16 protein-coding genes are annotated in these 18,173 nt (G+C 69.0%); 8 read left to right on the top strand and 8 right to left on the bottom strand.

What is annotated here, in order from left to right:
• The first annotated feature begins 37 nt into the window (after positions 1–37).
• From P2Q00_RS08410 to P2Q00_RS08400, 3 genes are read left to right on the top strand one after another with little or no spacing between them, the layout of a single operon-like run.
• Positions 38–1,366 (top strand): ABC transporter substrate-binding protein, encoded by a 1,329-nt coding sequence (locus P2Q00_RS08410; RefSeq protein ID WP_275771052.1) that lies wholly within the window; start codon positions 38–40, stop codon positions 1,364–1,366.
• A gap of 6 nt (positions 1,367–1,372) precedes the next feature.
• Positions 1,373–2,734 (top strand): carbohydrate ABC transporter permease, encoded by a 1,362-nt coding sequence (locus tag P2Q00_RS08405; RefSeq protein ID WP_275771051.1) that lies wholly within the window; start codon positions 1,373–1,375, stop codon positions 2,732–2,734.
• Positions 2,731–3,570 carry a carbohydrate ABC transporter permease gene (locus tag P2Q00_RS08400; protein ID WP_275771050.1) on the top strand — a complete coding sequence of 280 codons (840 nt, stop codon included), beginning with the start codon at positions 2,731–2,733 and terminating at the stop codon, positions 3,568–3,570. The genes P2Q00_RS08405 and P2Q00_RS08400 overlap by 4 nt, the downstream gene beginning before the upstream one ends.
• A gap of 212 nt (positions 3,571–3,782) precedes the next feature.
• Here P2Q00_RS08400 and pgl read toward each other — a convergent pair whose 3' ends face one another.
• Genes pgl through tkt form a run of 5 tightly spaced genes read right to left on the bottom strand, consistent with a single transcriptional unit; the run spans position 3,783 to position 10,438 of the window.
• The gene (gene pgl / locus P2Q00_RS08395) at positions 3,783–4,565 is read right to left on the bottom strand and encodes a 6-phosphogluconolactonase (RefSeq protein ID WP_275771049.1); all 783 of its coding nucleotides are present in this window, start codon (positions 4,563–4,565) and stop codon (positions 3,783–3,785) included.
• The gene (gene opcA / locus P2Q00_RS08390; RefSeq protein WP_275771048.1) at positions 4,562–5,659 is read right to left on the bottom strand and encodes a glucose-6-phosphate dehydrogenase assembly protein OpcA; all 1,098 of its coding nucleotides are present in this window, start codon (positions 5,657–5,659) and stop codon (positions 4,562–4,564) included. Before opcA ends, pgl begins: the two co-directional genes overlap by 4 nt.
• Positions 5,656–7,194 carry a glucose-6-phosphate dehydrogenase gene (gene zwf, locus P2Q00_RS08385; protein WP_275771047.1) on the bottom strand — a complete coding sequence of 513 codons (1,539 nt, stop codon included), beginning with the start codon at positions 7,192–7,194 and terminating at the stop codon, positions 5,656–5,658. The genes opcA and zwf overlap by 4 nt, the downstream gene beginning before the upstream one ends.
• A gap of 4 nt (positions 7,195–7,198) precedes the next feature.
• Positions 7,199–8,317: a transaldolase gene (gene tal / locus P2Q00_RS08380; protein ID WP_275771046.1), complete on the bottom strand. Its 1,119-nt coding sequence runs from the start codon at positions 8,315–8,317 to the stop codon at positions 7,199–7,201.
• A gap of 33 nt (positions 8,318–8,350) precedes the next feature.
• The gene (gene tkt, locus P2Q00_RS08375; RefSeq protein ID WP_275771045.1) at positions 8,351–10,438 is read right to left on the bottom strand and encodes a transketolase; all 2,088 of its coding nucleotides are present in this window, start codon (positions 10,436–10,438) and stop codon (positions 8,351–8,353) included.
• Between the two features lie 404 nt (positions 10,439–10,842).
• Here tkt and P2Q00_RS08370 point away from each other — a divergent pair, with 404 nt between their 5' ends.
• The 3 genes from P2Q00_RS08370 (at position 10,843) to P2Q00_RS08360 (ending at position 13,402) form a co-directional block, all read left to right on the top strand.
• Positions 10,843–11,796, top strand: a complete 954-nt coding sequence (locus tag P2Q00_RS08370) for a heme o synthase (RefSeq protein ID WP_275771044.1) — start codon at positions 10,843–10,845, stop codon at positions 11,794–11,796.
• A 106-nt stretch (positions 11,797–11,902) separates the two neighbouring features.
• Positions 11,903–12,235 (top strand): hypothetical protein, encoded by a 333-nt coding sequence (locus P2Q00_RS08365; RefSeq protein WP_275771043.1) that lies wholly within the window; start codon positions 11,903–11,905, stop codon positions 12,233–12,235.
• A 60-nt stretch (positions 12,236–12,295) separates the two neighbouring features.
• On the top strand, positions 12,296–13,402 hold the full coding sequence (locus tag P2Q00_RS08360; RefSeq protein ID WP_275771042.1) for an amidohydrolase family protein: 1,107 nt from the start codon (positions 12,296–12,298) through the stop codon (positions 13,400–13,402).
• Positions 13,403–13,422: 20 nt separating this feature from the next.
• On the opposite strand, the gene P2Q00_RS08355 is transcribed toward P2Q00_RS08360, so the two are convergent.
• Complete coding sequence (locus P2Q00_RS08355; protein ID WP_275771040.1) at positions 13,423–14,970, bottom strand: carbon-nitrogen hydrolase family protein; 1,548 nt, start codon at positions 14,968–14,970, stop codon at positions 13,423–13,425.
• Between the two features lie 237 nt (positions 14,971–15,207).
• Here P2Q00_RS08355 and P2Q00_RS08350 point away from each other — a divergent pair, with 237 nt between their 5' ends.
• Positions 15,208–15,777 carry a helix-turn-helix domain-containing protein gene (locus P2Q00_RS08350; RefSeq protein ID WP_275771038.1) on the top strand — a complete coding sequence of 190 codons (570 nt, stop codon included), beginning with the start codon at positions 15,208–15,210 and terminating at the stop codon, positions 15,775–15,777.
• A gap of 9 nt (positions 15,778–15,786) precedes the next feature.
• Positions 15,787–16,386, top strand: coding sequence for a hypothetical protein (locus P2Q00_RS08345; protein WP_275771036.1), 600 nt, complete (start codon positions 15,787–15,789; stop codon positions 16,384–16,386).
• On the opposite strand, the gene P2Q00_RS08340 is transcribed toward P2Q00_RS08345, so the two are convergent.
• Together P2Q00_RS08340 and P2Q00_RS08335 are read right to left on the bottom strand one after the other, a co-directional pair.
• Positions 16,353–17,348, bottom strand: a complete 996-nt coding sequence (locus P2Q00_RS08340; RefSeq protein ID WP_275771851.1) for a COX15/CtaA family protein — start codon at positions 17,346–17,348, stop codon at positions 16,353–16,355. The genes P2Q00_RS08345 and P2Q00_RS08340 overlap by 34 nt on opposite strands.
• 84 nt (positions 17,349–17,432) lie before the next feature.
• A complete protein-coding gene (locus P2Q00_RS08335) occupies positions 17,433–18,164 on the bottom strand; it encodes an ABC transporter permease (protein WP_275771850.1) in 732 nt (243 codons plus the stop codon).
• Between the last annotated feature and the right edge of the window lie 9 nt (positions 18,165–18,173).

Raw genomic sequence — 18,173 nt, 5'->3', positions numbered from 1 at the left:
GTTCGTCAGTTTCCCACCCTTTGAAGGGACATCAACGATGATGCGACGACGCACGACCCTGCTCACCAGCTGCACCGCACTGGCCCTCGCCCTCGGCGCGACCGCCTGCGGAGGCGGCGGCCCGGTCTCGGCCGGTGGCGGCGACAAGGCACTCAACGGCCAGACCGTCACCGTGGCCGGAGTCTGGACCGGCAGCGAGCAGAAGAACTTCCAGAAGGTGCTGGACGCGTTCAGCGCGAAGACCGGCGCCAAGACGCAGTTCATCTCCACCGGGGACAACGTCTCCACCGTCGTCGGCAGCAAGATCGAGGGCGGCAACGCGCCCGACGTGGTGATGGTCCCGCAGGTGGGCGTGTTGCAGCAGTTCGCGAAGAAGGGCTGGCTGAAGCCGCTGTCGGCCACCACCGGCAAGTCGGTGGACGCGAGTTACGCGCCCGTCTGGAAGAAGTACGGCAGCGTCGACGGCACCCTCTACGGCCTCTACTTCAAGGCCGCCCACAAGTCGACGGTCTGGTACAGCCCCAGCGCCCTCACCCAGGCCGGCGTCAAGCCGCCGAAGACGTACGACGCCATGCTGAAGGCCGGACACACCGTCTCGGACTCCGGGCTCTCCGCCTTCTCGGTCGCCGGGCAGGACGGCTGGACCCTCACCGACTGGTTCGAGAACATCTACCTCTCGCAGGCGGGCCCCGAGAAGTACGACGCCCTGGCCGCCCACAAGCTGAAGTGGACGGACGCGAGCGTCGTCAAGGCGCTCGGCACGCTCGGCAAGCTGTTCAAGGACAAGCAGCTGATCGCGGGCGGCCAGAAGGAGGCCCTCAACACCGACTTCCCGGGCTCGGTGGAGAAGGTGTTCGGGCCCAAGCCCGAGGCCGGCATGGTCTACGAGGGCGACTTCGTCGCCGGAGTGGCCCATGACCAGTTCGGGAAGACCATCGGCACGGACGCCAACTTCTTCCCCTTCCCCGCGGTGGACGGCGGCAAGGCCCCGGTGGTCAGCGGCGGTGACGCGGCAGTCGTCCTGAAGGACGGCAAGAACACCACGGCCGGCATGAAGCTCCTGGAGTACCTGGCGACCCCCGAGGCCGCTGCCGTGTGGGCGAAGGCGGGCGGCTTCCTGTCCCCGAACAAGAAGCTGTCGCTCGATGCGTACGGCGACGACGTCACCCGCGCCACCGCCAAGTCCCTTGTGTCGGCCGGGGATTCGGTCCGCTTCGACATGTCCGACCAGGCACCGGCGGCCTTCGGCGGCACAAAGGGCGCCGGGGAGTGGAAACTGCTCCAGGACTTCCTGCGCGACCCCTCGGACCCGAAGGGCACCGCGGCACAGCTGGAGGCCGCGGCAGCCAAGGCCTACAAGGGCTGACGGGCCATGACCGCAACTCTGGTGAAAGAGACAAGTCCGCCCCGGATCGGGGCGGTCGAGCGGGCCCGGCGGTCGCGCCGGCGGGCCCGCATCATCGCCCTGCTCTTCGTCTTCCCGGCGCTGCTCCTGCTGGGAGCGCTCGTCGTGTACCCCGTGCTGTTCTCGGTCGGCCGCAGTTTCTTCGACGCGTCCGGCACGCGCTTCGTGGGCGGCGAGAACTACACCGAGATGTTCCGGGACCCGGCGACCCTCAAAGCCGTACGGAACACGGCCATTTGGGTCGTCGTGGCCCCCGCGCTCCTTACCGGCCTGGGCCTGATTCTCGCCGTACTCGTCGAGAAGGTCCGCTGGGCGACGGCCTTCAAGCTGCTGCTGTTCATGCCGATGGCGGTCTCCTTCCTGGCGGCGGGCATCATCTTCCGGCTCGCCTACGACGAGGACCCCAACAAGGGCGTGCTCAACGCGGCCGTGGTCGGGGTGCACGACGCCTTCAAGGGCACGTCGGAGTATCCGACCGCACGGGCACGCGAGGGCCAGGGGCTGAAGGCGGGGGCCGACGGCTCGTACCGGACGAGCGGGAGCGTGTCGCCGGGGAAGTCGGTGGCGCTCGGCCTGGTGGGCGTCGCACCGAAGGACCTGCCGGGCGGTGCCCGGCCCGCGTACGGCGCCGCGCACCGCCAGGCGGCGGCCGACGAGGTGCGCGGGGTCGTCTACCTGGACTTCACCCCCGGTGGGGGCGGGAAGCAGGGCAAGGTCGACCCACGGGAGAGCGGGCTGCCTCAGATGAAGGTCGAGGCGGTGCGGGACGACGGGACGACGGCCGCGAGCACGACGACGGCGGCCGACGGATCGTTCCGCTTCACGGGCCTCAAGTCGGGCTCGTACACAGTGGAGTTGCCCGGGTCGAACTTCGCGCAGCCGTACCAGGGCGTCTCCTGGCTGGGGCCGATGCTCGTCACGCCGGCGATCATCGGGGCGTATCTGTGGATCTGGACGGGCTTTGCGATGGTGCTGATCGGCGCGGGCCTTGCGACCCTGCCCCGGGACGCGCTGGAGGCGGCCCGGATGGACGGTGCGAACGAGTGGCAGATCTTCCGGCGGATCACGGTTCCGCTGCTGGCGCCGGTGCTGACTGTCGTCTTCGTGACTCTCGTGATCAACGTGATGAAGGTCTTCGACCTCGTCTACATCATCGCCCCAGGGCCGGTGCAGGAGGACGCGACCGTGCTCGCGACGCAGATGTGGCTGGTGTCGTTCGGCGGCGGCAACAACCAGGGGCTGGGGAGCGCGCTCGGTGTGCTGCTTCTGCTGCTGGTCGTGCCCGCCATGGTCTTCAACGTCCGTCGATTCCGAAGGAGTCAGCGATGAATGCGGTGAGGCGCGGTCTGAGCAGTGGTCTGGTGCAGGCGTTCCTGGTGCTGATCGGTCTGGTGTGGCTGACGCCGTTGGCCGGACTCTTCTTCTCCTCGCTGCGGTCTTCGCAGGACTCGGCGAGCAGTGGCTGGTGGACGGTGTTCAGCAGCCCCGGCCGGCTGTCCTTCGACAACTACTCGGCGCTGCTGAAGAACGCCGGGATCACGCAGGCCTTCTGGAACACGGTGCTGATCTCGGTGCCCGCGACCGTGCTGGTCGTGGTGCTGGCGGCGCTCGCCGGATATGCCTTCGCCTGGCTGGACTTCCCCGGGCGGGAGGCCGTCTTCCTGGTCGTGGTGGCCCTGTTGGTGGTGCCGGTGCAGATCGGGCTGCTGCCGGTGGCCAAACTCTTCGGGCAGCTGGGGCTGTTCGGGACGATTCCGGGTGTCGTGCTCTTCCATGTGGCGTACGGGCTGCCGTTCGCCGTGTTCCTGCTGCGGAACTACTTCGCCGAGATGCCGAAGGAGATGCTGGAGGCTGCTCGTATGGACGGCGGCAGCGAGTGGCGGATCTTCACGCGGCTGGTGCTGCCGGTGGGGCGGCCTGCGATTGCCTCGCTGGCCATCTTCCAGTTCCTGTGGGTGTGGAACGACATGCTGGTGGCGCTGCTGTTCGCGGACAGTTCGTCGCAGCCGCTGACGGTTCAACTCCAGTCGCAGATACGGCAGTTCGGGAGCAACATCGATGTGCTGGCGCCGGGGGCGTTTGTGTCGCTGGTGGTGCCGGTCGTGGTGTTCTTCGCGTTCCAGCGGCACTTTGTGCAGGGGGTGATGGCGGGTTCGGTGAAGTGAGGGTTCTGGTCCCGTCCCTGGGGGCTGCCGCCCCCAGACCCCCGCTTCGGCCTGAACGGCCTCGTCCTCAAACGCCGGACGGGCTGAAAGATCAAGCCCCGGCCGGCGAAATTCAGCCCCTCCGGCGTTTGAGGAGCGGGGGTCCGGGGGCTGGCCCCCGGTACGGGACGGGTAGGGGCGGCGGGGGCGAAAACCCCCGCCGCACCCTCAGCTCACGGCGATGCCAGCGGATACAGCGACCGCGGCAGCTGCGAGGCCGCCGCCGCGTCCAGGAGCCACAGCGTGCGGGAGCGCCCGCGGGCGCCCGCCGCCGGAGCCTGTACCTCGCCCGCACCCGACAGGGCAATCGCCGCCGCCTGCGCCTTGTCCTCACCGGCAGCCAGCAGCCAGACCTCACGTGCCGCACGGATCGCCGGCAGGGTCAGCGTCACCCGCGTGGGCGGCGGCTTCGGCGCACCATGGACGCCGACCACCGTGCGCTCCGTCTCGTAGACCGCCGGCAGTTCCGGGAACAGCGACGCCACATGCGTGTCCGGGCCGACGCCCAGCATCAGCACGTCGAAGGTGGGCACGGCACCGTGGTTCTCCGGACCGGCCGCCAGAGCCAGTTCCTCCGCGTACCCGGCCGCCGCCGCGTCCACGTCGGCGCCGTACGGGCCGTCCGACGCCGGCATGGCATGCAGGCGCTTGGGGTCCAGCGGGACGGAGTCCAGCAGGGCCTCGCGCGCCTGAGTGACGTTGCGGTCCGGGTCGCCCTCGGGCAGGAAGCGCTCGTCTCCCCACCAGAGGTCCAGCCGGCCCCAGTCGATCGCGTCCCGGGCCGGGGCGGCGGCCAGGGCGGCCAGCAGGCCGTTGCCGTTGCGGCCGCCCGTCAGGACCACGGACGCATAGCCCCGGGAGGCCTGCGCGTCCACGATCTTGGTGATGAGGCGGGCCGCGGCGGCCTGCGCCATCAGTTCCTTGTCGCGGTGCACGACCAGCTGCGGAGTAGTCACTTCGCCGCCGCCTTCGTGGCCGTGCTCTTCGCCCTCTTCGCCGCGTCGTTCACCGGTGCCTGCGCCTCCGCTTCCGGTGCGGTGGCTTCCACAGCTTTCGTAGCGACTTCGACGACGGCCTCTTCTCCTTTGGGGGCCACATCCGGTTCGGCCGCCGCTTCCGGGACCGAAGGGTTCAACCGGTCCACCCCGAACCGCAGCGCCGACGCATACGTGTCGTCCGGGTCCAGCCGCCGCAGCTCCTCCGCGATCAGCTCGGCCGTCTCCCGCCGCTTCAGCGCCACCGCACGGTCCGGCTGGCCCTGGATGGAGAGCGTGGCCAGCGAGCCGTCCGCGCGGTCCAGGACTATCTGGCCCGTGTCCGTGGCCATGCGGACCGCCGTCAGACCCGGGCCGCCCGACAGCGACCGCTTCACCGGCACGTCCAGCCGGTCCGCCAGCCACATCGCCAGCAGCTCGCAGCTCGGGTTGAACTCCTCGCCCTCCACCTCGACGGCCTCCACCTCGCAGGTGACCTGGTCGAGAGCCGCGGCCAGCATCGAGCGCCAAGGCGTGATGCGGGTCCAGGAGAGGTCCGTGTCGCCCGGTGTGTAGGTGTCGGCCCGGGCCGACAGCTCCCGGACCGGCTGCTCCGCCGCGTACGTGTCCGTGACACGGCGCTGGGCGAGCGCGCCCAGCGGGTCGTTCGCCGGGTCGAGGGGCGCGTTCACCGGCCACCAGACGACCACGGGGGCGTCCGGCAGCAGCAGGGGCAGGACGACGGACTGGGCGTGGTCGGCGACTTCGCCGTAGAGACGGAGCACGACCGTCTCGCCCGTCCCCGCGTCCGCGCCCACCCGCACCTCGGCGTCCAGCCTGGACTGCGTACGGTCGCGGGGGGTGCGCGAGACGCGCTTGATGACCACGAGGGTGCGCGAGGGGTGCTCGTGCGAGGCGTCGTTCGCGGCCTTCAGGGCGTCGTACGCGTTCTCCTCGTCCGTCACGATGACCAGGGTGAGCACCATGCCGACGGCCGGTGTGCCGATGGCGCGGCGGCCCTGCACCAGTGCCTTGTTGATCTTGCTGGCCGTGGTGTCCGTGAGGTCTATCTTCATGGCCGGCGCCAGCTCCGTCCGTCTCGCTCGAGCATTTCGTCCGCCTCGACGGGCCCCCAGGTGCCGGACTGGTACTGGGCGGGCTTGCCGTTCTTGTCCCAGTACTGCTCGATCGGGTCGAGGATCTGCCAGGACAGCTCGACCTCCTCGGTGCGCGGGAAGAGGTTCGAGTCGCCGAGCAGGACGTCCAGGATCAGGCGCTCGTACGCCTCCGGGCTCGACTCGGTGAAGGACTCGCCGTAGGCGAAGTCCATCGACACGTCCCGGATCTCCATCGAGGTGCCCGGCACCTTCGAGCCGAAGCGGACCGTCACGCCCTCGTCCGGCTGGACGCGGATGACGATCGCGTTCTTGCCGAGCTCCTCCGTCGCCGTGTGGTCGAAGGGGGAGTGCGGTGCCCGCTGGAAGACGACCGCGATCTCGGTGACGCGACGGCCCAGGCGCTTGCCGGTGCGGAGATAGAAGGGAACCCCCGCCCAACGGCGGTTGTCCACCTCCAGCTTGATGGCCGCGTACGTGTCCGTCTTCGACTTGGCGTCGATGCCCTCCTCCTGGAGGTACCCGACCGCCTTCTCGCCGCCCTGCCAGCCCGCCGCGTACTGTCCGCGCACGGTGGCCAGGCCCAGGTCCTTCGGCAGCCGTACCGCCCCGAGCACCTTGGTCTTCTCCGCGGCCAGCGCGTCCGCGTCGAAGGAGGCGGGCTCCTCCATGGCCATCAGGGCCATGAGCTGGAGGAGGTGGTTCTGGATGACGTCACGGGCGGCGCCGATGCCGTCGTAGTAGCCGGCCCGGCCGCCGATGCCGATGTCCTCGGCCATGGTGATCTGGATGTGGTCCACGAAGGACCGGTTCCAGATCGGCTCGAACATCGTGTTGGCGAAGCGGAGCGCCAGGATGTTCTGGACGGTCTCCTTGCCCAGGTAGTGGTCGATACGGAAGACCTGGTCCGGGGCGAAGACCTCGTGGACGACCTTGTTGAGCTCCTCGGCCGACTTCAGGTCGTGACCGAAGGGCTTCTCGATGACCGCGCGACGCCAGGAGCCGGAGCTCTGGTCCGCCAGGCCGTGCTTCTTCAGCTGCTGGATGACGACCGGGAAGGAGCGCGGCGGCACCGACAGGTAGAAGGCGAAGTTGCCGCCCGTGCCCTGCGCCTTGTCGAGCTCCTCGATCGTGCCGCGCAGCCGCTCGAACGCGTCGTCGTCGTCGAAGGTGCCCTGGACGAAGCGCATCCCCTGGATGAGCTGCTGCCAGACCTCCTCTCGGAACGGCGTACGGGCATGCTCCTTGACGGCGTCGTGAACCTCGGCCGCGAAGTCCTCGTGCTGCCACTCGCGGCGGGCGAAGCCCACCAGCGAGAAGCCCGGCGGCAGCAGACCCCGGTTCGCGAGGTCGTACACGGCGGGCATGAGCTTCTTTCGGGACAAATCGCCCGTGACGCCGAAGATGACCAGGCCCGACGGCCCCGCGATACGCGGGAGCCGTCGGTCGGCGGGGTCACGAAGCGGGTTCGCTCCGGAACCGGCAAAAGGCGCCAAGGGATCAGCCCTCCGAGGGGGCGAGGCGCTCCAGCTCCGCCTCGGTCGACTTGAGCAGGTCGTTCCAGGACGCCTCGAACTTCTCGACGCCCTCGTCCTCCAGAACCTGGACCACGTCGTCGTACGAGATCCCGAGCTTCTCGACGGCGTCGATGTCCGCGCGGGCCTGCTCGTACGTGCCGGCGACGGTGTTGCCGGTGATCGAACCGTGCTCCTCGGTGGCCTGCAGGGTGGCCTCCGGCATGGTGTTCACCGTGTTCGGCGCCACCAGGTCGTCGACGTAGAGGGTCGGCTTGTACGCCGGGTCCTTCACGCCGGTCGAGGCCCACAGCGGACGCTGCTTGCGGGCGCCCGCGTTCTCCAGCTTGCTCCAGCGAGCGGACGAGAAGACCTCCTCGTACGCCTGGTAGGCGAGACGCGCGTTGGCGACGGCGGCCTTGCCGCGCAGCGCCTTCGCCTCGTCGGTGCCGAGCGCGTCGAGCCGCTGGTCGATCTCGGTGTCCACACGGGACACGAAGAAGGACGCGACCGAACGGATCAGCGACAGGTCGAGGCCGCGCTCCTTGGCCTTCTCCAGGCCGGAGAGGTAGGCGTCCATGACCTCGCGGTAGCGCTCCAGCGAGAAGATCAGCGTGACGTTGACGCTGATACCGAGGCCGATGACCTCGGTGATCGCCGGCAGACCCGCCTTGGTGGCCGGGATCTTGATGAGCGTGTTGGGGCGGTCGACCAGCCAGGCCAGCTGCTTGGCCTCGGCGACCGTCGCCTTGGTGTTGTGGGCGAGCCGCGGGTCGACCTCGATCGACACACGGCCGTCCTGGCCGTCGGTGGCGTCGAAGACGGTGCGCAGGATGTCGGCGGCGTCGCGGACGTCCGCCGTCGTGATCATGCGGACGGCCTCGTCCACGGTGACCTTGCGGGCGGCGAGGTCGGTGAGCTGCTGCTCGTAGCCGTCGCCGCCGCTGATCGCCTTCTGGAAGATCGTCGGGTTGGTGGTGACGCCCACGACGTGCTGCTGGTCGATCAGCTCGGCGAGGTTGCCGGACGTGATCCGCTTGCGCGACAGGTCGTCCAGCCAGATCGCGACGCCTTCTTCGGAGAGGCGCTTGAGTGCGTCTGTCATGGAATTACATCTCCTACGTGTCGTATGTGAGCGTCAGCGCTGGGCGGCGGCGATGGATTCCCGCGCCTTGGCGGCCACGTTCTCGGCAGTGAAGCCGAACTCGCGGAAGAGGACCTTGCCGTCGGCGGAAGCACCGAAGTGCTCCAGGGAAACGATGCGACCGGCGTCCCCGACGTACTTGTGCCAGGTAAGACCGATACCGGCCTCGACCGCGACCCGCGCCTTCACGTTCGGCGGCAGAACGCTGTCCCGGTACCCCTGGTCCTGCTCCTCGAACCACTCCACGGACGGCATGGACACAACGCGCGTCGGTACCCCGTCGGCCTGCAGCTGCTCGCGCGCCTCGACGGCGACGTGCACCTCGGAACCGGTGGCGATGAGGATGACCTGAGCGTCTCCGCCTTCGGCCTCGAACAGGACGTAACCGCCCTTGGCGGCATCGTCGTTGGGCTCGTACGCCGGCACGCCCTGACGGGTCAGCGCCAGGCCGTGCGGGGCGCCCTTGCCGAAGACCTTCGTGTAGCGCCTGAGGATCTCGCGCCAGGCGATCGCGGTCTCGTTGGCGTCGGCCGGACGTACGACATTGAGTCCGGGGATGGCGCGCAGCGACGCGAGGTGCTCGATCGGCTGGTGCGTCGGGCCGTCCTCGCCGAGACCGATGGAGTCGTGCGTCCACACGTAGGTCACCGGCAGGTGCATCAGCGCCGACAGCCGAACGGCGTTGCGCATGTAGTCGGAGAAGACCAGGAACGTACCGCCGTAGACACGGGTGTTGCCGTGCAGCGTGATGCCGTTCATCTCCGCGGCCATGGAGTGCTCGCGGATGCCGTAGTGGATCGTGCGGCCGTACGGGTTCGCCTCCGGCAGCGGGTTGTCCGCCGGCAGGAAGGAACTGTTCTTGTCAATGGTCGTGTTGTTCGAGCCGGCCAGGTCGGCGGAGCCGCCCCACAGCTCGGGGATCACGGCACCCAGCGCCTGCAGCACCTTGCCGGAGGCCGCACGCGTGGCGACGCCCTTGCCGGGCTCGAAGACCGGGAGCTTCTCCTCCCAACCCGCGGGCAGCTCACCGGCGTTGATCCGGTCGAAGTCGGCGGCGCGCTCGGGGTTGTTCTGCCGCCACAGCTGGAACGACTTCTCCCAGTCGGCCTTCGCCTCGCGGCCCCGCTCCAGCGCCTGCCGGGTGTGCTTGATGACGTCGTCGGAGACCTCGAAGGACTGCTCCGGGTCGAAGCCGAGGACCCGCTTGGTGGCCGCCACCTCGTCGTCGCCGAGCGCCGAGCCGTGGGCGGCCTCGGTGTTCTGGGCGTTCGGGGCGGGCCAGGCGATGATCGAACGCATCGCGATGAAGGACGGCTTGTCCGTCACCTGCTTCGCGGCCTCGATCGCGTTGTAGATCGCGTGCGGGTCGAGGTCGCCGTCCGGCTTCGGGGCGATGCGCTGCACATGCCAGCCGTAGGCCTCGTACCGCTTGACGGTGTCCTCGGAGACGGCCGTCTCGGTGTCGCCCTCGATCGAGATGTGGTTGTCGTCCCACAGCAGGATCAGATTGCCGAGCTGCTGGTGGCCGGCGAGTGAGGACGCCTCGGCGGAGATGCCCTCCTGGAGGCAGCCGTCACCGGCGATGGCGTAGATGAAGTGGTCGAAGGGGGACTCGCCCTGCGCCGCGTCCGGGTCGAACAGGCCGCGCTCGTAGCGGGCGGCCATCGCCATGCCCACCGCGTTGGCGACACCCTGGCCGAGCGGGCCGGTGGTCGTCTCGACGCCCTTGGTGTGGCCGTACTCAGGGTGACCCGGGGTCTTCGAACCCCATGTCCTAAAGGCCTTCAGGTCATCCAGCTCCAGGCCGAAACCGGCCAGGTAGAGCTGTGTGTAGAGGGTCAGGGACGAGTGGCCGGCGGACAGCACGAAGCGGTCGCGGGCGACCCACTCCGGGTCGGCCGGGTCGTGCCGCATCACCTTCTGGAAGAGGGTGTAGGCGGCGGGCGCCAGGCTCATCGCCGTACCCGGATGGCCGTTGCCGACCTTCTGTACGGCGTCGGCGGCCAGGACGCGGGCGGTGTCGACGGCCCGCTGGTCCAACTCGGTCCACTCGAGGTCTGTGGTGGTCGGCTTGGTGCTCACCCTGAGTCAGGGCTCCTCTCCACATCACGCATGTCGAAATGTCACGCATGTCGAATGCCGGCGCACTGGACGCCCACCGGCCGTTGTCGAGCCTACCCCCGTGAGAACGTGCATTTTTTCGAGTCATTCCAGACTGCCGGGCCCGCGGGGGATCCGCCTCCCGACTGGGCAGATCGCATTCGGCAACTGAATACGCAGGGGCTCATCCGAGTACTCAATCGAGCTTCCGTGCGACCGATGAGCGCGCCCCTGCGGGGCTGGTCCCGCGGCTGGTCGAGGGCCCCTCCCAACACGACCCCACCCCCGCGAAGATCGGGGTATGGGCAACGTCTAAAGTGGCGTGGTACGCGCGAGCCTTTACCGGGACTTCACAGGGTGGGGCTTGCTGGGATGTCTCTGTAGGGGTGTGCGTGACGGCCGTCGAATCCCGTCCAGCGGGGGTACTCGGTGCGAGCGAGAGCCCGCGTCACCGGCCGTTCGGGGCCCGTGTCAAGGCGTTCGTGGCGCTGACCAAGCCGCGGATCATCGAGCTCTTGCTCATCACCACTGTTCCGGTGATGTTCCTCGCCCAGCAGGGCGTGCCGGACCTGAAGCTGGTCCTGCTCACCTGTATCGGCGGCTACCTCTCCGCGGGCGGCGCGAACGCGCTCAACATGTACATCGACCGCGACATCGACGCCCTGATGGACCGCACCTCGCAGCGCCCGCTGGTCACCGGCATGGTCAGCCCGCGCGAGTGCCTCGCCTTCGGCATCACCCTCGCGGTCGTCTCGACGCTCCTGTTCGGTCTCACCGTCAACTGGCTGTCCGCCTGGCTGAGCCTCGGAGCGCTCCTCTTCTACGTCGTCGTCTACACGATGATCCTCAAGCGCCGTACCTCGCAGAACATCGTGTGGGGCGGCATCGCCGGCTGCCTCCCGGTCCTCATCGGCTGGTCGTCCGTCACCGACTCCATGTCGTGGGCGCCGGTCATCCTCTTCCTCGTCATGTTCTTCTGGACGCCGCCGCACTACTGGCCGCTGTCCATGAAGGTCAAGGACGACTACGCGCGCGTGGGCGTGCCGATGCTGCCGGTGGTCGCCTCCAACAAGGTGGTCGCCAAGCAGATCGTGATCTACAGCTGGGTGATGGTCGCGGTCTCGCTCCTGCTCACCCCTCTCGGCTACACGGGCTGGTTCTACACGCTCGTGGCGCTGCTGGCCGGCGGCTTCTGGCTGTGGGAGGCGCACGGGCTGCAGAACCGCGCCAAGGCGGAGGTGACGGGCGGGAAGCTGAAGGAGATGCGGCTGTTCCACTGGTCCATCACCTATGTGTCGCTCCTCTTCGTCGCGGTCGCGGTGGACCCGTTCCTGCGGTAGTCCTTCTTCTCTGTCTTTTTTGTACGTCGTTTCGGGCGGGGTGCGTGGTCAAGGCCACGCACCCCGCCCGTCGCCGTTCGAGCTACCCGTCGGTAGCATCCTGGCCATGGCAGACACGCAGCAGGTTGACCCCAAGGCCGAGCGCAAGGTGGCGAAGCTCGCCAAGCAGATCAGCGCCTTCTCCAAGGCGCACGGCGGGGCCGAGGGCCAGGTGGCCTACATCGGCGAGCGCGGCGCGCGCATCGTCCTCGTCGGTGAGGACGGCGGCTGGGGCGACCTGGTGGCGCCCTCGTACGAGCTGGCCGAGAAGGCGGTGGAGAAGGCCGGCATCACCGTCCACGAGGACTTCGACGGCGAGTTCGCGGCCAAGGTCAAGACGGGCCGCTACGAGTGGACGCGCATGGCGGGCATCCAGGTGGGCGGTCCTAGCAACACCTAGTGCCCGGTTCACCCGTTAGGCCCTGCGACAAGCGCAGGGGCCAGCACACGGGGAGTCCGGATGATCGAAACGCCGTCCCTCGTGGACCAGTACTGCCACGGCGTACTGAGGACGGAGCTGGGTCTCGGCACCTTCGAGGCCCAGCTGTCGCGCACCGAGGGCCCGCCCGCACCCGGCACGACCCTCTTCGACACCCAGACCGGTTTCGCCGTACGCCGCTGGTGTCCCCCGCTGCTCGGCCTGGAACCGCACTGTCCGCCCGCCCGCTATCTCGCCCGGCGTCGTGAACTCGGCGTACTGGAGTCGGGCCGCAGACTGCTGCGCGGCAGCGGCATCACGACGTATCTGGTCGACACGGGGCTGCCCGGCGATCTGACCGGCCCCGCCGAGCTGGCGTCCGCCGGGGCCGCGGAGGCCCGTGAGATCGTCCGCCTGGAGTTACTGGCCGAACAGGTCGCCGACACCTCCGGCACCGTCGAGTCCTTCCTCGCCAACCTCGCCGAGTCGGTGCACGGGGCGGCCGCGGGCGCGGTGGCCTTCACGTCGGTCGCGGGCGTACGGCACGGCCTGGCGCTCGCGCCCGAGCCGCCGGGGCCCGGGGAGGTGCGGGGCGCGGCCGGGCGGTGGCTGGCCGGGCGCCGGGTGGGCGGCGAACTGACCGACCCCGTCCTCCTGCGCCACCTGCTGTGGATCGCGGTCGCCTCCGGCCTGCCGCTCCAGCTGCACGCGGGCCTCGGCGAACCGGGCCAGCGCATCGACCGCACGGACCCGGTGCTGCTCACCGACTTCGTCCGTGCGACGGCGGGGCTGGGTACCGATCTGGTCCTGCTGCACGGCTACCCGTACCACCGCCACGCCGCGCACCTGGCCGCCGTCTTCCCGCACGTCTACGCCGACTCGGGCGCAGCCCTGGTCCGCACCGGCGCCCGCGCCGCAACCGTCCTGGCCGAACTCCTGGAACTGGCCCCCTTCGGCAAGATCCTCTTCTCCACCGGCGCCCACGGGCTGCCCGAACTGCATGTCGTGGGGGCGCGGCTGTTCCGGGAGGCCCTGGGGCGGGTGCTGGGCGGCTGGGTGGCCGAGGGGGCGTGGTCGCTGGGGGATGCGCAGCGGGTGGCGGGGATGGTGGCGGCGGGGAATGCGCGGAGGGTGTACGGGCTGGAGTGAGCCGCACCATCTCGGGGCGGCTATCCGGCCTCGCCCCAGTCCGGCTCGTCGTCCACGTCCGCATAGGCAGGCTCCACCTCCGACCAGCCCGGCTGCAGGGTGGGCAGGGGCAGGGGCATGCCGTCCTCGGCGGTCTGCGGTGTGTCGTTCCGGTAGTGCACGCGGGACACGTCCACGGCGCTGTCGGCGCGGCAGAACTGGGTGTCGTAGTCGGCGTACGTGGTCGCCTTGTGGGTGCGCGGTCCCACCACGACGCAGTTGAAGCCGTCCCCCGGTTCGACGTAGTCCGGTGTCTTCATCTCGGCGCCGACAGCGAGGCTGTTGGACAGGACGACCCAGGCGCCGAGCTCCTCGATGCACCGCTGTGCCGCCTGACGCTCCCACTGGGGCCGCGCCCGCAGGATGGGGGCGGCGAAGAGCGGCACGAAGATGTGGGAGACGCCCAGGGCCTGGAGCTGGGCCGCCCAGCGGACCGACTGCTTGATGTCCTCGCAGATGAAGACGGCCAGGCGTCCCAGCGAGCTCTCCAGCACGGTGATTTCCGTGCCCCGGTTGATGTCCTCGCGGGCGAGTCCCTGGTGCGGTCCCCCGGGCAGCCGCCACTGGTCGGCCAGATCGGTGGTGACGGTGAAGCCCGCCATCTTGTCCTGCCGCAGGATCACCTCGCGGGTACGGCAGTCGATCAGGACTGCCCGGTTCGGGGGCGGGTTGGTGTCGGTGAGCGGTCCGGTGCCCACCAGAAGCCACCGCAGGCCGCTGTCCTGTGGCAGCTCCCTGAGTGCGTTCTTCCAGTTCTTGAGCAGCGGAGTGGACACCGTGCTCTCGGGCAGCACGCCGATCTCGGCGCCCGATTGCCAGAGATTACGGACCGCCGAGCCGATGCGGACACCGAGATCCTCCGAGGGCGTGATCCGATATCGTCGGCCTGGACCTTTCCTCTCCCATTCGAACTTCAGATCGGTATACCTTTCCACGATGGGAACGGCACCGATGGAAATCGATTCCTCGCCCTTGAATCCCGGATCGTTCAGGGCGGGTATCCGGCTGAGCCGGATTCGTCGGCAGTCGTCCGGAGTGACTCGGTGGACGTTGAAGAAATCCGTCTTGTTCTCCCACTCCGCCATCACCTTTCCCGGCCGTGCGCAGCGCGGCAGGAGCAGCCCCGTCGTCCTGCGGGGGGTGTTGAGGCGGTTGTGGCGGATGTAGCGGACCCTGAGCCAGTCCATGGTCGGGTCGTTGAAGCGTGTGTTGAACGGGTTGGCCGCGGCCAGGGCCCGGTCCAGGCCGACCAGGGCGGTGAACATGCCCAGGTGGCCGTGGTTGTCGACCTCGCGGACGATGTCGCCCGCCAGCTTCTCGGTGACGCGGCCGGTCTGCAGGACCTGCCTGCAGATGTGATCGGCTTTTTCCCGAACGGTCAAATCCTGCAACCAATCGATCGCTTCGTCGGCACGGAAGCGCTCTTCCGGAAGCAGATCGTAAAGAATCACGAAGAGGTCGGCCGGATCGGCTGTTAATTCAACCCCGTTGATCGAATGTACGGCGGCGCGCGGCATTTCTTCGTTCATGGTTCATCCCCCCGATGCGTGAGCGCGTAACCAGATGTTAACGGCGGTCACCGAATATGCGCATTGGATGTGTCGACGGAGTTGTAACAAATGAGACTCGTTGATCTCCTGCGGGATTCCGCGGCGATCTTTCGAAGCCTTGGAAAGAATCATCCGCTCATCACTTGACAGTCACTTGACATCGGCGCATGGTGGAACGGAACCAACAGCCGAGGAGTGGAGATCGGGGGACACGCCATGAACGAGTGGGAGAGCGGCCGGCACGACAGGGCGACCGAGGTACGGAATCTGATCGACGAGATGCAGATGGACTCCGGGATGACGGAGGGGTGCTTCAGCTCCCTGGGCATGCTCATCAACGATGCGTCCCTGGCCGCCGACGAGTCGGCCCTGCGCGCGGCCCACGACGGGCTGCGCCGGCTGTACGGGCATCTGGGACCGCAGGAGGAGAACTCCGACCTCAAGTCCGCCGGACAGCGCGGCCGGCTGCTCGGTCAGATCGACATCACGTTCTGGGCACTGCGCCGGCTGCCGTCGGGCCTGCAGCTGAACCTCGACCCGCACGGCCATGCCGCACGCTTCCTGACGGCGATCGCACACGAGCCCGGCTTGAGCAACGAGCAGCTCGCCGAGCGGCTCCAAGTGGACATCACGGAAATCAGCCGGGTCGGCCGCAAGCTTCTGTCGTCCGGCGTGGCGTGGAAGGGCAAGCAGTGGCGGCACAACGTCTGGAGCATCACGCCACGCGGTGTCACCTGCCTGGAACAGGCCGGTCTGATGGAGCCCCAGGGTTCGGTCGCGGACTAGGGGACCGTGGTGGCACAGGGGGAGCCGCGTCCGCGGGACCCGGTTCTCGCGACACCGCGTGATGTCGTCGTCCTGATCGCCGTGCTGCTGGTCCTCACCGTCACGCTCGGCACCGTGCTGGTGCAGGCCTGGCCGCCGTCCGCCGTGGCGAACGGCGGGGCGCCGCACGCCGACCGGATCCGGATCCTGTTCTGGGTGCCCGGGCTGCTGCGCGACACTCGGCTCTTCCTGGTCGTGGCGTCCGCCGGGGGCCTCGGCGCGCTGATCCATGTGCTCCGCTCGGTCTACGAGTATGTCGGCGACCGGAAACTGAGACGCAGCTGGATCACGATGTACGTCCTGGAGCCGTTCGTGGGGGCGGCGCTGGCGCTCGTCGTGTACTGCTTCCTGCGCGGTGGGCTGACGACCAGCATGGCCTCGTCCAGCGACATCAACCCGTACGGCGTGACCTCCGTGGCCGCACTGGTCGGCATGTTCTCCCGGCAGACAGTGGACAAGCTGCGCGCTGTGTTCAACACACTGCTGACGCCGCCACGGGACAGCCCCGAGGAGGGGCTTGGGCGGCCGGGGCCTCCTCAGACCCCGACCCCCACGGCTGACCCCGACTGAGCCGGCCCCGGCAGCTGTACCTCCGCCTCCGGCCGCTCCCGCATCGCCAGCAGCACCCGCAGCACCCAGATCCACACCAGGCCCGAGCCCAGCATGTGCAGGCCGACCAGGGCCTCGGGGAGGTTGGTGAAGTACTGGACGTAGCCGATGACGCCCTGGGAGAGCAGGACAAGGAAGAGTTCGCGGGTGCGGTGCAGGGGGCTCTTGGGGGCGTCGACCGCCTTGAGGACGAACCACAGGGCGAAGGTCAGGGTGACCACGATCCAGGCCAGTACGGCGTGCAGCTTGCTGATCGTCTCCCAGTCCAGCGGCATGCGCTCGACCTCGCTGGAGTCGCCGGCGTGCGGACCTGAGCCGGTGACCACCGTGCCGACCGCGATCAGCAGCACGGAGGCCGCGACCAGGAACCACACCATCTGCTGCACGGGCTTGCCGACCAGCGGCCGGGGCGCCCCGTCGCCCTCGCGGGTGCGCTGCCACATCACGGTGGCGACCGCGATCAGCGCCGAGGCGAGCAGGAAGTGCGCCGCGACCGTGTACGGGTTGAGGCCGACCAGCACCACGATGCCGCCCAGCACCGCGTTGCTCATGACCAGCCAGAACTGCGCCCAGCCCAGACGGGTCAGGCTGCGCCGGTACGGCTTCTCGGAGCGCGCGGCGACGATCGCCCAGCCGATGGCCGCGCACAGCACGTACGTCAGCATGCGGTTGCCGAACTCGATGGCGCTGTGGAAGTTCATCGCACCCGTGGGGGCGAGCGAGGTGGCGGTGCACTTCGGCCAGGTCGGGCAGCCGAGCCCGGAACCGGTCAGCCGCACCGCACCGCCGGTGACCACGATCACCACCGACATGACGAGCGCGGAAAGGGCCGACCGCTGGACCGTCCGGGGCTCGGGGGTCCAGCGTCCGGCGATGAAGGAGAGCGGGTTGCGCACGGCCGCCAGGGCGTCGGCGAGGGTCACGTTTGGCACGCGCCCATCGTAGGCGGCCGCTTGTGCACGCTTTCACGAGGGTCCATGACGCCACCGTCTCCCAACCGCTGCGAGCTACTCCCAGCGGAAGAACCGGCCGGCCGCCGCAAGCCCCACGACCGCCCACACACCCAGAATCCCCAGGTCCCCCCACGGCATCGCGGCACCATGCTGCAGCACGTCCCGCAACCCGTCCGACAAGGCCGAGATCGGCAGCAGCCCCAGCACGTCCTGCGCGCCCTGCGGGAACTTGTCCATCGGGACGATCACACCGCCGCCCACGAGGAGAAGCAGGAAGACCAGGTTCGCGGCGGCCAGCGTCGCCTCCGCCTTCAGCGTGCCCGCCATCAGCAGACCCAGGCCCGAGAAGGCAGCCGTGCCCAGGATCAGCAGGAGCAGGACGGCCGCCACGCTTGTAAATGTCCCAGCGCCGTGCGGTGACCAGCCCAGCGCGAAGGCGATCACCGTCAGCAGGATCACCTGCAGGACCTCCGTGACCAGCACCGACGCCGTCTTCGCGGTCATCAGGCCCCAGCGGGGGAGCGGCGAGGACGCCAGCCGCTTCAGCACGCCGTAGCGGCGCTCGAAGCCCGTGGCGATCGCCTGGCCCGTGAAGGCCGTGGACATGACGGCGAGGGCGAGGATGCCGGGGGCGAGGAAGTCGACCGCCTTGCCCGCGCCGGTGTCGACGATGTCCACCGAGCTGAACAGGACCAGCAGCAGGGTCGGGATCACGACCGTCAGGAGCAACTGCTCGCCGTTGCGCAGCAGCATCTTCGTCTCAAGGGCGGCCTGGGCCGCGATCATGCGGGGGAG

The sequence above is a fragment of the Streptomyces coacervatus genome (genome assembly GCF_029223485.1).
Lineage (GTDB): Bacteria > Actinomycetota > Actinomycetes > Streptomycetales > Streptomycetaceae > Streptomyces > Streptomyces coacervatus.
Note: the sequence above shows the minus strand (reverse complement) of the source record. Positions and strands in the feature narration are given on the sequence as shown.